The 13,912-nt window shown below is 52.6% G+C and carries 15 protein-coding genes; 9 read left to right on the forward strand and 6 right to left on the reverse strand.

The window, feature by feature from the left end; translation table 11 throughout:
• Positions 1–3 precede the first annotated feature (3 nt).
• Positions 4–1,017 (forward strand): hypothetical protein, encoded by a 1,014-nt coding sequence (locus tag IEW65_RS01625; RefSeq protein WP_188637769.1) that lies wholly within the window; start codon positions 4–6, stop codon positions 1,015–1,017.
• A gap of 187 nt (positions 1,018–1,204) precedes the next feature.
• Positions 1,205–2,317 (forward strand): Fic family protein, encoded by a 1,113-nt coding sequence (locus IEW65_RS01630; protein ID WP_188637770.1) that lies wholly within the window; start codon positions 1,205–1,207, stop codon positions 2,315–2,317.
• 33 nt (positions 2,318–2,350) lie between these two features.
• Here IEW65_RS01630 and IEW65_RS01635 read toward each other — a convergent pair whose 3' ends face one another.
• Positions 2,351–2,659: a hypothetical protein gene (locus IEW65_RS01635; RefSeq protein WP_188637771.1), complete on the reverse strand. Its 309-nt coding sequence runs from the start codon at positions 2,657–2,659 to the stop codon at positions 2,351–2,353.
• Positions 2,660–2,914: 255 nt separating this feature from the next.
• Between IEW65_RS01635 and IEW65_RS01640 the strand changes: the two genes are divergently transcribed.
• Complete coding sequence (locus IEW65_RS01640; protein WP_188637772.1) at positions 2,915–3,496, forward strand: DedA family protein; 582 nt, start codon at positions 2,915–2,917, stop codon at positions 3,494–3,496.
• Positions 3,497–3,528: 32 nt separating this feature from the next.
• On the opposite strand, the gene cml is transcribed toward IEW65_RS01640, so the two are convergent.
• Positions 3,529–4,728, reverse strand: a complete 1,200-nt coding sequence (gene cml / locus IEW65_RS01645) for a CmlA/FloR family chloramphenicol efflux MFS transporter (protein WP_188637773.1) — start codon at positions 4,726–4,728, stop codon at positions 3,529–3,531.
• 313 nt (positions 4,729–5,041) lie between these two features.
• Between cml and IEW65_RS01650 the strand changes: the two genes are divergently transcribed.
• The 6 genes from IEW65_RS01650 (at position 5,042) to IEW65_RS01675 (ending at position 10,041) form a co-directional block, all read left to right on the forward strand.
• Positions 5,042–5,833: a PhzF family phenazine biosynthesis protein gene (locus tag IEW65_RS01650; protein ID WP_188637774.1), complete on the forward strand. Its 792-nt coding sequence runs from the start codon at positions 5,042–5,044 to the stop codon at positions 5,831–5,833.
• A 181-nt stretch (positions 5,834–6,014) separates the two neighbouring features.
• Positions 6,015–6,824, forward strand: a complete 810-nt coding sequence (locus tag IEW65_RS01655; RefSeq protein ID WP_188637775.1) for a type IV toxin-antitoxin system AbiEi family antitoxin — start codon at positions 6,015–6,017, stop codon at positions 6,822–6,824.
• A 140-nt stretch (positions 6,825–6,964) separates the two neighbouring features.
• Positions 6,965–7,231 carry a hypothetical protein gene (locus tag IEW65_RS01660; RefSeq protein ID WP_229755447.1) on the forward strand — a complete coding sequence of 89 codons (267 nt, stop codon included), beginning with the start codon at positions 6,965–6,967 and terminating at the stop codon, positions 7,229–7,231.
• An 89-nt stretch (positions 7,232–7,320) separates the two neighbouring features.
• Positions 7,321–8,271 (forward strand): DUF808 domain-containing protein, encoded by a 951-nt coding sequence (locus IEW65_RS01665; RefSeq protein WP_188637776.1) that lies wholly within the window; start codon positions 7,321–7,323, stop codon positions 8,269–8,271.
• Between the two features lie 75 nt (positions 8,272–8,346).
• Positions 8,347–8,823 (forward strand): NYN domain-containing protein, encoded by a 477-nt coding sequence (locus IEW65_RS01670; protein WP_188637777.1) that lies wholly within the window; start codon positions 8,347–8,349, stop codon positions 8,821–8,823.
• A gap of 234 nt (positions 8,824–9,057) precedes the next feature.
• Positions 9,058–10,041: a TAXI family TRAP transporter solute-binding subunit gene (locus IEW65_RS01675; protein ID WP_188637778.1), complete on the forward strand. Its 984-nt coding sequence runs from the start codon at positions 9,058–9,060 to the stop codon at positions 10,039–10,041.
• Positions 10,042–10,145: 104 nt separating this feature from the next.
• On the opposite strand, the gene IEW65_RS01680 is transcribed toward IEW65_RS01675, so the two are convergent.
• From IEW65_RS01680 to IEW65_RS01695, 4 genes are all read right to left on the reverse strand, one after another.
• Positions 10,146–10,442, reverse strand: coding sequence for a DUF1330 domain-containing protein (locus IEW65_RS01680; RefSeq protein WP_188637779.1), 297 nt, complete (start codon positions 10,440–10,442; stop codon positions 10,146–10,148).
• 98 nt (positions 10,443–10,540) lie between these two features.
• Positions 10,541–11,065: a hypothetical protein gene (locus tag IEW65_RS01685; RefSeq protein WP_188637780.1), complete on the reverse strand. Its 525-nt coding sequence runs from the start codon at positions 11,063–11,065 to the stop codon at positions 10,541–10,543.
• Between the two features lie 156 nt (positions 11,066–11,221).
• Entirely contained in the window at positions 11,222–12,886 is a 1,665-nt protein-coding gene (locus IEW65_RS01690; RefSeq protein ID WP_188637781.1) for a methyl-accepting chemotaxis protein, read from the reverse strand.
• A 521-nt stretch (positions 12,887–13,407) separates the two neighbouring features.
• Positions 13,408–13,863, reverse strand: a complete 456-nt coding sequence (locus IEW65_RS01695; protein WP_188637782.1) for a MerR family transcriptional regulator — start codon at positions 13,861–13,863, stop codon at positions 13,408–13,410.
• Between the last annotated feature and the right edge of the window lie 49 nt (positions 13,864–13,912).

Consider the following 13,912-nt stretch of genomic DNA (forward strand, 5'->3'; position numbering starts at 1 on the left):
ATCGTGCCTATGATACATCCTTGGGGTAAATTTGATTGGATGTTTGACAAGTTAGATAAAAGAAATTGGCTTGTTATTTCTTCAAATTCTTTTGAAGAACGCTGCTTGGCATTACCACTGAAGTTAAAAGAAAGAAAGCTGGTCGATAAAGTCCTGTGTATTGATTTAACGTCCCCCAACGCCAAGTTTAAAGATGAGATTTCTGATGCAAAGTCGAAAAATAAAAATATATATCAACATAATTTCAAGGGAAAAATAGATTTTTTCGAAGAGGATCTGTTGGTTTCGCCTAGCTATTGGAATGATTTTTCGAATGAGATAATAAATTCTAACTGTGACTCAATTGTTATTGATATTACTGCTTTGCCTAAAAGAGTTTTCTTTTTTTTAATTAAGAAAATGGTTAGGGAAAAAGCTATTAAGAACTTAGTCGCTTGTTACACACGAGCAGGTAGTTATAAAGAGGGTAAGCTTACAGAGGATGCTGAGCCTCCAGCAGCTTTGCCTGGATTTGCTAAAACTTCTACCGACTATAAGGAGTCTTTAGTAGTAGTTAGTGTTGGTTACATGTCATTTAATTTAAATGACTATCTAGAGCAGGGGTCTGTGAAAGATGTGAAGTATATGTTTCCATTTCCTCCAGGCTCCCCTAGCTTCAGAAGAAATTGGAATTTATTGCATAAAATATCACTTACCTCAGTTGGCGAAACTAAAGCTAATAATATAAGAAGAGTGCATGCAATGGATATGTTTGCAGCTTTAGACTGGCTAAAAGAAATTAGAAAAAATGAGGTTTCAGAAAAAAGTTTTAATATGGATATGATTCCTTTAGGCCCTAAAACACATGCTCTAGCTATGGCCTTAAATTATCTCGATTATGAAGACCATTCTGAAGTTGTTTACTCGCAGCCTAGACTATATCATCCTGAATATTCTAAAGGTGTGATGCTAGATGCAGATAATATTCCCGAAATATATTCTTATTGCTTGAAGGTTAGAGGCATAAAAATGTTTTGATATCATAATTTATTATGTATTTTTTGATATGAAAAGATAAAGTTATTTTTGACCTAAACCCTGCTGATACTGAAGATGGGATGACGTCGTCTCTTTCCCATCAGAATCCACTCCCTGACTAGCCCATGAGCCGAATATAAACCATAATCGGCTCATAATATCTCTGAATAGACGGAGCGATCGGCTCATGTATATCTGGGAACAGCCACATTGGCCGCATTTTGAGTGGGACGAATCCGCGCTGCGGCCTACGTTAGATGCCGTGCGGCTGCTTCAAGGGCGCGTGTTGGGTAAAACCGAGGTAGCGCCTGGGCAGGCAGATCTGGATGTTGAGATGGATGCGCTAATCCAGAACGCGATTCGTACCAGCGAAATCGAAGGCGAACGTCTGGATGTTGGCTCTGTTAGGTCTTCCGTTGCCCGCCAGTTGGGCATCGAGCAGGCCGGTATGTCTGGCAGAACAACACCAGAATCTGAGGCGTTGGTTGAGCTATTGCTGCAATCCACGCGTCAGTTAGATGAGCCGCTGACCCATGAGCGGTTGTGCCTGTGGCAGTCCATGCTGTTTGTGCAAGGCCCTGGCCTTATTAGTCAGGTACGGGTGGGCGAGTTGCGCGGTGATCATCCCATGCAGGTAGTCTCAGGACGGCTGGATCGGCCTACCGTTCATTTCGAAGCGCCACCCCGTGAACAGTTGGATGCCGAATTAGATGCGTTTCTGACGTGGTTCAACCATCCGCCGCAGGGGCTAGATGCCTTGGTTCGTGCGGGCATTGCACATCTATGGTTGGTTACCTTGCACCCCTTTGACGATGGCAATGGGCGCGTCACCCGCGCCGTCACCGACCGTGCGCTTGCGCAGGCAGAGCGACAATCGGTGCGTTTCTACTCTCTAAGTGCGGCAATCATGGCGCGACGAAGCGCTTACTACGACTACCTCGAAAACACCCAGAAAGGCAGCCTCGATATTACGCCTTGGCTGTTGTGGTTCCTCGATACGCTAAAAGAGGCGCTTGAGCAGGCGCTGTTAAGAATTGATCGTGTGTTAGTGAAAGCGACCTTTTGGCAGCAACATGCCACTAAGGTACTGAACGAACGGCAAATTAAGGTGCTGAACCGCTTGCTGGATACCGCAGGGGAAGAATTTGCTCAGGGTATCAATGCCCGCAAGTACCAGTCGCTTGCCAAGGTGAGTAAAGCCACCGCCACGCGGGATTTGGCAGAACTAGTGGAGAAAGGCTGCCTTTCCAAGCTTCCCGGCGGCGGGCGCAGCACGCGTTACTCTGTGGAGGTGGGCTAGGGTTGCCTGTTGAGAACGATAGGTTCCAAGGAGTTAGTCAGAAACCCTATCGCAGTTGTCGTGATACAGCTTCGCATCGGTGCCTAGCGCTAGGTGCTCGGTGGCGCTGTTGTAGTAAAAGTGGCCATGCTCAACGTTGGCAAGGTAAAAATCCCCGCAAACCCCATAGCCCTTGTTGACGCGTTTTAAATGCGAGATGTCGGCCTGCGTTTGGCTGCCGAGGCGTTGCGAGATGCTTGCGGCGATGTGCGCATCACGCTGGGCCTCGGAGTAGGCTTGGCCACCGAATATCAGGCCTGCCACGATGAAAATGGCGACAACGGGAATCCATAGGTTATGCATAGCGTGCCCAGTGAGTAGGTGTGGTGTGCATGATGCCAGTAGGCGAAGTAGTTAGCAGGATAATAACGGGTTGCTGGTTTAGCTGCACTGATGGGTGTGGGCTGCGTGCGTTGCTGTTGAATGCCTCTAGCAGATTGAATAAGCTGCCTGCCGCTAGAAAGCCCTATTCAACTCTCCGCATCATCCCGAATCTCGATAAAAAATGGCGTTTACGTGCCGCCCACGGCTCCAGGGTTACTTTATGGATGAACGCAAATGACGCTTGAGCATTTGGTGGCGAATTATGGCAGCTTCGGCTTGTTCGTGGGGGCGAGCTTGGAGGGCGAAGGCATCGCGATGCTGGGCGGCATCATGTCTCATCAGCACCTGATCGGCGTTTGGCCCGCGATCATCGCCCTGGCGTTGGGCTCTTTCCTGGCGGATCAAGTGTTCTTCCTGCTTGGGCATGGAGGGCGCAATAGCGCTATCGTTCGTTCGGTGCAGGGAAGCGCAGCGGGTGGGCGTGTAGTGAACACGTTCAACGCCCACCCGGACGTTTTCGCGTTCTCCTTGCGCTTCCTTTACGGGCTACGCATGGTCGGTGCGGTGACGATTGGCACGACCGATTATCCATGGCCACGATTTATCCTGCTCAATGCTATTTCAGCGTTGCTCTGGGCGATGGCCTGGGTCACGCTCGGCTATGTGTGTGGTCTGGCCATCGCGCCACTGTTTGAGCGATTAAGCGGCCTTTCCCATTTTGTGTGGGCGGGTGTTGCCGTTGCCCTTTGCATCGCGGTAGTGGCCGTGATGGCTACCAGGCGGAGACGAACTCAGCGCTTAACGATGCGCGATTGAGCTTGATGCCTCCGCCAGAAGCGGCATTACCCTTACGTTTGTGATTCAGCACGCGCTAGGCCGGTGAGCAACACTAGAGTCAGCGCTGCCATTCCACCGGTATAGGCGATTAGCGGCCAAGCCGTGCTGCCATCCAGCACTACCACCACCGCAGTTCCTATGCCGCCGACGATCAGGCTTTGCATACAAAAGTGTAGCGCCACGGCCGTGCCAGCCATGTCGCTGAAGTTTTGTAGCGCGCCATTGGCGGTGACGGAAGTGATGAACACAATGCCCAGCGCCGCCAGCCACATGGGCACGACAAACGACCAAAGGCTTGGTGTGAAGAACATTTCTCCCAGCCCCAGCAGGCCTGCGCTGATCAGCAGAACCAACGCGCCACGCAGGGCGCAGCCTGGAATGCCCCAGCGCGTTACGAAACGTTCGGCAAAGCGCGCCGTGACGATCATAACCAGGGCTACCGTGGCAAAGGCAACGCTAAACCCCAGCTCGGTTAAACCAGCGCCTTCGATGAGCACTCTAGGGGCTGTCGAGAAGAACACGAAGAATGCCCCCATAGCGGTTCCAAACGCGACCGTATAGACCCAGAACGGAGTACTTTTAAGCACCCGCCCCACATCTATCATGCGAGTGGTGGAGGATGCCTGGCGCGATTCATGCCATCTCGGGAAGGCGCAGCTGAGTGTAAGCAGAGCCAGGATGCCCAAGGTGATAAATAGGGCGCTCCAGCCTAGATAACGGGCGATCAAAGCACCCGCAATAGGCCCCAGCGCAGGTACGACAGCCAGCATGGCATTCATTAGGCTGTAAATAACCGCGCTTTCAGGTGTGTTGGCGTAAACATCACGCACCGTAGCGAACATAGCGACGAGCATGGCGGCTGCCCCCATGGCTTGTACCAGCCTGAGTGCAACGAATAACCAGGCCATCGTTGTGAACGCTAGGGAGAATGATGCGGCCACAAATACGAGGGTGCCGCCTATTAGGATAGGGCGGCGGCCAATGCGGTCTGAGAGCGGGCCAAAGAGGATTTGGCCAGCGCCGAGCATGATCATGTAGAGCGTCAATGTAAGCTGAACGACGTCGGGTGTGGTATCCAGAATGCCCGGCATGGCGGGTACTACCGGCAGATAAATATCCATGCCGAGTGACGCGAGAAGGTTGAAAGGGGCCAGCAACGCCAGCGCGAACGGAAGGCTATACGCCCACTGTCGAGGGTTTTGAGCAGACACAAGGAAACTCCGTGCAAATACGCTTATTTGACGGCGGCCTGTCGAGTCGATTGAGTGACGGTCAGGCTGCCGCAACAACAGAAACGAGGGGTTGCTGCGGCTTATTGGTCTGCTTTTTTGGAACCCATGTGTGTGCTTTTTCAATCATGTGTTGATGGCTGATTGAGCGTAACAGAGACAACGCTTAGAAGGCTACTCCCGCTAATAGGGAGGCTCAGCGTGCTTGCCTTCTGCTGGACTTTGTTAACCCTCACCTGCATGCACGTTTCTACGATATCTTGATGAGATTCTTTTATTTGCGTTGGGATAACCCATGAAAATCGACCTCTACCAAGTAGATGCTTTCGCCTCAAAACCCTTTGAAGGCAACCCTGCAGCCGTGTGCCCGCTGGAGGCGTGGTTGGATGATGCGCTGCTGCAGGCCATTGCAGCGGAGAATAACCTGTCCGAAACCGCATTTTTCGTACCCACGGAAGTGGGCTATCACCTACGCTGGTTCACGCCTTCGGTGGAGGTGGATCTATGCGGCCACGCCACCTTAGCGGCGGCGTGGGTGGTGTTTCATGCCTTGGGAGTGGTGGCCGAGGCGGTGGCCTTTGAAACCAGGAGCGGTGTACTGACCGTTCGCCGTGAAGGCGATGTGCTGGTGATGGATTTCCCCGCAAAAACGCTCTCACCGCTAGACATGCACGCGGAAGTAGCCGCTGCCCTGGGCGGTATCAAAATCGAAGAACTGCTGATCTCGGATGACATTGTGGTGGTAGTCGAGGAGGCGAGTGTGATTGATCGCCTTGCACCGGATATGCAGCGGCTTAAACAGCTGCCAGGGCGAGGTGTGGCTGTTACTGCGAGAGGCGATGACGTGGATGTTGTGTCTCGCTGGTTTGGCCCCAAGGTCGGCGTGGAAGAAGACCCGGTAACCGGCTCGGCGCATACGTCGCTCGCACCTTACTGGGCAGCGCGTTTAGGTAAGCAAGCACTGACTGCCCGCCAGGGTGGCGCACGTCAAGGCGCGCTGAGCTGCGTGGTAGAAGGCGAGCGCGTGATGATTAAAGGCCGCGTTGCGCCTTATCTAATGGGGCAAATCACGCTGCCTGATAGCTAATGAGCATAGGCTATGGCGATGAGTCTCAGCGGGAGTATCAGGATTGAAAACAAACAAGTAAATAAGCATACCGTTCTTTTGCTTTATGAATCTGGTAATTTGTGGTCTATGGGTACACCAAATTTATATTTTTCAAAGTAGAGTGTGGTAGCTCCTTTAGTTGGATGCTACTTTGTGTCCTATGAGTACACAAAATAAATCAATATTAAAGAATCTATTAGAAGCCATACCACCTGGGTTTATGGCGGATACCGCTTGGCTTGAACGACATGGCGTTAGCCGCTTTCTGGCACGTAAATACGTCGAGAACGGCTGGCTAGAGAGGGTTAACCGAGGCGTATTTCGGCGTCCTGCGCCCAGCACAGCCATCGATTGGAAAACCTGCCTGCTCTCCATGCAGCACATCATGCGTTATGACATTCATATCGGTGGCACCACGGCACTCTCCTTGCAGGGGTATGATCATTATTTACGTTTGGGCAGCAATGCGCCTGTTTGGGTCTACGGTGATACGATCCCTAGCTGGCTCGGCAAGCTACCACTTACCGCCCCCATCAAAATCCGCAACACGTCACTGTTTTCTGATTCATCACTAGGGCTAGCTAATCAGAGAAACAGTGATGAAGACGCACTGCCATGGGAGTGGGTGCTTAATATGTCGATGCCCGAAAGGGCGGTGATGGAAGCTATGGATGAGCTGCCCGACCACGAGAGCTTTCATCACCTCGATATGCTCTTTGAGAGCTTGACGACGTTACGCCCAAAAGTGCTGTCCGTACTACTGCACAGTTGTAAGAAGATTAAGGTAAAGCGGCTATTCTTTGTCTTTGCGGATCGCCATGACCACCCTTGGCGCAAGCGTCTTGATGCCACCGCGTTCAACCTTGGCAGTGGCGATAGGGCACTCGTCAAAGGCGGTAAGATTCATCCACGCTATCGTATTATGGTGCCTGCAGAATTTACGGGGGAGGGGGCTAGCGATGGCACGTGAGATTTATGAGGCGCAGGTTGCGCTACTGGTACGTATCCTTCCATATGTTGCTAAGGAAGAGGTCTTCGCGCCCTTCACATGAGCTATTGAATTCAAACCTCATCGATCTTGATCAGCCTTATACACAAGAATTTGAGGGTATGACCAGAACTCCTGTTAGCCTCGAAGAACTGTTGAGCATACGTAAGCGATTGATTGCGGATATTCAGTCACGTTTTGATGAAAATACCAAACGCTTCTTACTGAGCCTGCATGACGGTATACCGGATTTTGATGCCATCGGCCGCCCAGAAGCAGCCAATCTGCCTGCTGTACGCTGGAAACTCATCAACCTAAAAAAACTGAAAAGCGATAACGCCTCGAAACATGCTGAGCAACGCCATGAGCTGGAGCACTTGCTGGGATAAGAGGTGCAAATCGGGATGCGAAAGAGACCGCCCGCCCCAGCCACCGTGTGCTTTACTGTCTGCAATGCTTATTCACGGAGGAAGCACCCATGGCCATTGGCGGTTTAATAGGATTACTGGACGACATTGCCGCTTTGGCGAAGTTGACCGCAGCATCACTGGATGATGTGAGCGCCGCCGCTGGTCGTGCGACGGCGAAGGCGGCTGGGGTGGTGGTGGATGATGCGGCGGTGACGCCGCAATATTTGCACGGGGTAGTGGCAGAGCGTGAGCTGGCGATTGTGAAGCAGATCGCGCTGGGTTCTATCCGCAACAAGCTGATGTTTATCCTACCGGCGGCGCTGCTGCTGAACCATTTTTTGCCCGGGCTACTGCCGATCATCCTGATGATAGGCGGTACCTACTTGGCGTTTGAGGGCGCAGAGAAGGTGTGGCATAAGCTCTCGGGCCAGCATGACGATGACAAGCCCGCGGTCGAAAAAGGGCCGGAAGCCGAGAAGAAAATCGTCAGTGGTGCCATTCGCACCGACCTGATTCTCTCTGCGGAAATTATGGTGATTGCGCTCGCGACGGTGTCTCATCAGGGGTTCTGGTCACAGCTAGTCAGCTTAGTGGTGGTCGCGTTTGTGATCACTGTTCTGGTGTATGGCGTGGTGGCGCTGTTGGTCAGGATGGACGATGTGGGCCTGAAGCTCGCCCAGCGGGATCATTCGGGCGTACAAGCCCTGGGCCGTAGCTTGGTCACGGCCATGCCCAAGGTGCTGGCGACCATCTCGGTGGTGGGCACCGTCGCCATGCTTTGGGTAGGTGGGCATATTCTGATGGTGAATTTGGGAGCCGAGGGAACGGGCTGGTTCAGCGCGCCCTATGAATGGGTACACCATATCGAGCTAGGCATTCGCGAGGCCACCGGGGCCTTAGGTGGCACGCTGGGCTGGAGTTTCAATACGCTGTGCTCGGCGGTGATTGGCTTTTTGGTGGGCTCAGTGGTGGTGGGGGTGTTGCGTTTCGTTCCTGCCAAGCGGGCGCATTCTAAATAGCGGCGCGGTACCATACACGCTTGCTAACGCCAGCCCCAAGAGGCTGGCGTTTCACTACCTGCTGAGGCTTTTGCCATGACACGCGTTGCTATCTTCGTGGATACCCAGAACGTCTATTACACCGTGCGCGAGGCCTACGGAAAACACTTCGATTACCGCCGTTTCTGGGCCAAGGTAACAGCTAACCGGGAGGTGGTGGCCGCCCGCTGCTATGCCATTGATAAGGGCGACGCTAAGCAGCGTGAGTTTCAGAATATCCTTCGCTCGATTGGTTTTGATGTCAGGCTCAAGCCCTTCATCCAGCGCGCGGATGGCTCCGCCAAGGGCGACTGGGACGTGGGCATCACCCTCGATGCCATCGAGTACGCCGAGAAAGCAGATGTGGTGGTGCTGGTCTCCGGCGATGGCGATTTTGATCTGCTAGCCCAGAAAATTCGCGAGGTGCACGGCAAACGCGTCGAGGTCTATGGCGTACCCCAGCTCACCGCCGCCTCGCTCATCAACGCCGCGAGCGAGTTTATTCCCATTGAACGCGACCTGCTGTTGGGGTGAGTGAAAGCGAGAAATAGAAGGTTGAGCCGAATAAAGAGTCTATTCGGCTCAATATATGAGCCGAATGTATCCGGTTTCATCGCCTGCTTAAAAAGCTACACTCATTGGGAGACTGCAGATGACCATTGCGCTTGTGCACTAACGGCCTGGTGATTGTGCAGGCTGATGTTTGTTTAACTTAAGCAGTAGCAGCTCAATAAGTTGGCTCATACAAACATAACAAGGAGAAACCGCATGACTTGTCGCTTATTCATAAATCGGTACACCACACCACTGACTTCAGCACTTCTGGCTGCTTCGCTAACGGCACCGGCTGTGGCTAGCGAGGCCGTCAGCATTGGCGTAGCTCCAGCCGCTTCAGGCTGGTATTTCGGTTACTCGGAGCTGTCGCGTATTGTGAGTGCTAACTCGTCAGTAGAGATATCTGTTCGCGAAACGGGTGGCTCTCGCGAGAATACAATCCGATTGGGAAACGGTGAGATTGATCTGGCGCTGGTTGATGCGCCGGGTGCTTATGAGGCATATAACGGTGAAGGCCGTTATGAGAACAATGCCATGGATCAGATGCGCATGATGCTGTGGGTAGCGCCTTCGACTATGCACTGGGCTGTGCGACAGGATAGCGGTATTAAAACCTTTGAAGAGCTCAACGGTGAACGCTTCAACCCCAGTAGTATTGGCGGCGGCGGTGAATATATTACCGAGCTTGTGTTTGATGCACTTAACATATCCCCAGATTATCAACGTATGAGTATGAGTGATGCCGCTGACTCGGTCGTTGATGGGCGCATTATCGGCTTCAGCTATAACGGTATTCCACCTATTCCTGCTTTCACCGAGGTGCACTCTGCACGGCCTCTTCATATTCTCTCACTTGACGACGAGCAAGTAGCAAAGGCTACTGAGGCGCTACCTTTCCTGTCTCGCGCAGTCATTCCTGAGGGCACTTACCGTGATGTGGGAGAGGTGAATACCCTGGGTTCCTACATTGGTATTGCTGCCACCGAAGACCTGTCAGAAGCAGCAGCTTATGACATTACCCGTGCCTACTGGGAGAATGTTGACGATTTAGGCCGCACTTTCGCCCCCGCGAAGGGCATGACTGCTGAGATATCCGTAGAGAATACAGCGACGCCATTGCATGCTGGCGCTTTGCGCTACTATCGCGAGATCGGTATCGAAGTGCCGGAAGCACTGGTGCCACCGGAAGCAAACTAGCTTTCTTTAAGTCCCCTCAATGTAAGATTGCCCATACGAATACTCTGGGTCTTCCATCATAGGAGCTCATTAACCCCCGCTTAGAGCAGCGGGGGCTTTGCCCATTAAGCCTCTTCGATGCCATCCACCAAAAAGACGCGGTAATCAGCACCCAGGAAGCGGTGCTTGCGGGCTTCTTGGTAGGCGGGGCTTTGGTACCAGGCGCGGGCGGCGGCCATGTCGGGGAAGCGTAAAATCACGGCACCCTCCATCGCGCTCCCTTCTAGCACTTCAAAATCGCCATAAAATGCCAGCGGCTGTGGGTCGTGGCCTTCGCGGGCGGCTTTGGCTTTTTCGCTGTAGCGCTGCATTTCTTCGCTGTCGTGGGTGTGTTCACGGGTTAGTACGATATAAGCGGGCATGCCTTTCTCCTACGCAGTATGAAAAGTCGCTAAAGCATACCACCGCTTAGAGGCGCTGCCCCATGAAGCGTGGCTATGGGATTCATGTCTGGGAAAGGTCAGACGTGGGGCGGTTCATCCGCTTCTATCACGCTCTCTACGTCGGCCATGTGCTCCAACTGACGCTTTTCAAGCGCGGCGAGGGCAACGTGGTAGCAGTCATCAATATGGCTATTGCCCATGTATTTCATGGCGGTAAAGCTGATGCCTCCTGCCACGGCACTGCCGATGAAAGGCACAAACTTGGAGGTGCCTTTGGCGGCAACTTTGACCCCCATCTTGCCAAGTAGCGTAAGAATGAGATTTTTGGTGATGTATCTGCCTGCCATTTTGCTGCCGGTATTGGAAATAGCGGTCATGACAAACAGCTTGTTTTCGGTGTCTAGGCTTTCGATCTGCTCCGGCGTTAGCCCAAACTTGCTGTTAATTTTGGGGATGATGCGCATCAAAATCGCGACGTCCGAGCCAATGTCCAGCCCTGGAACGGGAATGATGGCAGTGCCTGCGGAAAGGCCCGCGCTTTTGGTCACCATCGATTGGCACGACTTTTTAATGGCGTCGAGTTCTTCCCTTGTTTCAATCATGTGCTGCTCCTTTTGACGATGGAATCTCATCACCCTAGCCGAGGAGTGGCCGAAAGGCGAGCGGCATGAGCCTGGGCGGCAAGGCTGGCGTAGCAACATAGAAAAAGGGCGGCTGTTGGCCGCCCTGGAAGGTAGGGGGAGACGTTTAGGAAGGCGCTAGAACGTTTGCCAATCCAGCTCAAGCGCTTCGGTTTCCCGTTTGGCGCTGCGGGCGGGTGTGTAGGTGGCCGAAGGCGCTAGCTGCTCTTGCCGGGCGGGCGCGTAGGCAGTGATGGTAAATTTAGCGGTAATATCTGCCAACTGTTTGGCTTGGCCTTCCAGCGAGGCCGCTGCGGTGCTGGACTCTTCCACCAGCGCCGCGTTTTGCTGAGTCACTGAGTCGATTTGTGAGATGGCGATATTCACTTGATCAATGCCTCTGCTCTGCTCTTCAGAGGCTTGGGTGATCTCTGCCATCAGGGCGGACACTTTACTGACGCTTTCGGCGAGCTCGCGGATAGTGACGCCACTTTTCTGGGCTTGGCCAGAGCACTCGCCGGTTTTAGTACGGCTGATTTCCAGCATCGAGCGGATCTGGCTGGCAGATTGCGAGCTGCGGCTGGCGAGTTGGCGTACTTCGTTGGCAACCACGGCGAAGCCTCGGCCTTGTTCGCCTGCACGTGCGGCTTCTACTGAAGCGTTCAGCGCCAGTAGGTTCGTTTGGAAAGCGATACCGTCAATAATGCCGACGATCTCACCCATCTTGGTGGCGTTGTCTTCTAGCTCACGCATCATCGCCAGCATTTGTTCGCCCTCCTCTGCGGAGGTGTGGGCGGTTTTCGCTGCGGTTGAGGTGATCTTGTTGGCTTCTGCGGCGTTATCGGCGTTCATTTTGACCGTCGCGGTCAGCTCATCCAAGCTGGCGGCGGTCTCCTGTAGGGCTGAAGCCTGCTCTTCTGTACGCGATGATAAATCCTGTGTGCCAACCGAAATTTCATTGGTGCCGGTAAATAAATTATCGCTGTTTAACTTCAGGCTTTTGACGATGCTGGTCAGTTGAGACTGCATCTCTTGCAGCCCAGAGAGCAGTACGCCAATTTCATTACGTCCTAACCGCTGAATAGTTTGCGTTAAATCGCCACTGGCAATAGCAGTTAAATGCTCAACCGTATTGTTGATCGGGTTAATGATCGCTTTAACAATCACTAACCGGGCTAGCACCACCATAATGAGCGCTAATCCGACAATAATCAGTGTGGCAAATAAGCTGATTTGGCTGTTGTTTTCATCTCTTGTTAGTACTTCTTCAGTGCGTGTTTCGGCCAGTTTTACAAAATCACGAACGGTGGTCTGAAAATCCCGTCTTGTCGCCATCATAGGCAGCCACGCGCTCTGGGCAGCGCTTAATGTGGTCGCTTGCAGCACGCTGTTTAACTGGCTCGTATACGCTTGATAAATGTGGTTCGCTTCTGCTGCTAGCGCTTCTCGCTCGCTTTCGGGAGGGGAGGCGATGGTATTAAATTCTTCTATGCGCTGTTGTGCCGTGGCTAAATAAGTCTCTGTTTCTAACTTCCAGCGGTTCATTTCACTGGCAGGCTCACCGTCTTCCCAGGCTTTCAGGTATTCGCGGGTGCTGGCGTTGGCTTGGGTGAGGTTAGCTTCTGAGCGGTTGATGGCGTTCATCTGCCGCACGCCCACGTCGGCGATCTCACGGAGTGCTAGGGATCCGTTTTGGTTGATGACAATGCTCAGGGCAGAGAGCAGAAGCATAAATAAAACCAATGTGGCCATCACAATAGTGAGTGTTTTTTTGATGGAAAGGTTATGGATGAGGCTGCTCATGGCGGATTCCCTTAGTGCTTCTGCATGTGATTTTGAGTAGGGGTAGAGGGTTTATTGTGAGTGGCGGCGCGATTGTAAGCACTTAAGTTGGGTTTGTATGGTTTTGATTGTGAAACAATGTCAATTCAGTCGTCATTAATTGATATAGGTCAATTTCTGATATTCAGATTTAATCTAAATATATTCTTATGTTTTAAAGTGAGCTTTTGGGAGGGGTGAGAAAGGATGTAATGGATAAAAATTACACTCTATTGAGAGATACTTTGGTTGTTTTTTAGAGAGGTCTAATGTTTTTAAGCCATTGTTTGAGAACAGTATCTAGATATAAATGCCTAGAAGAAAAGTGATGAGCGAACGCAGATGGTGAGTGACTGCTGCGGTGCAGTAGTGGGTAATTAGCGGTAGTTACCGTGTAGGAACGGCCACGATAGAGGGCGTTCGTAACGTTAGAGGCACTGCTGCCTCGCTGCTAGCGTGGCGGGTGGCTGCGTGTTTTTCGGTAGCTCTCTGAATATAAGGGGCTAGGTATTGGGGTGTGCAATCGTTTTATTACTGCCTCGCTCGCTAACGGTGGGCTGGTGCTCGTATAGCGTTTGAATAATACGGCAGTCGGCGGCTTTGCCGCCCCGGCACTGGTGCACTACCTGGCGTAGCTCATCCGCTAGCGCCTGTAGCTTGGATATGCGGGCTTCTAGTTCAGCTAAGTGGCGGCTGGCGATGTCGTCGGCGGCGCTGCAGTCGGTGTCGGGGTGGTCGGAAAGCGTTAGCAGCTCTTGAATGCTGTGCAGGTCTAACCCCAGGTGGCGGCCATGACGAATAAAGTTGATGCGCTCAAGCGCCGCTTGGTCGTATAGGCGGTAGCCTTGCTCGCCGCGCTGAGGAGGCGTTAGCAGGCCGAGCTTTTCGTAGTGGCGAATACTCTCCGGCGAGCAGCCAGTGCGGGTGGCCACTTCTCCGATGCGATAGGCGTGTGTCATGGCTTGACCCTGTAACGATGACAGGGTTTAGGCTAGTCCTTATTTCCAC

Origin of the sequence: Vreelandella lutescens (assembly GCF_014640815.1) — a bacterium.
In the GTDB taxonomy this organism is placed as follows: Bacteria; Pseudomonadota; Gammaproteobacteria; order Pseudomonadales; family Halomonadaceae; genus Vreelandella; species Vreelandella lutescens.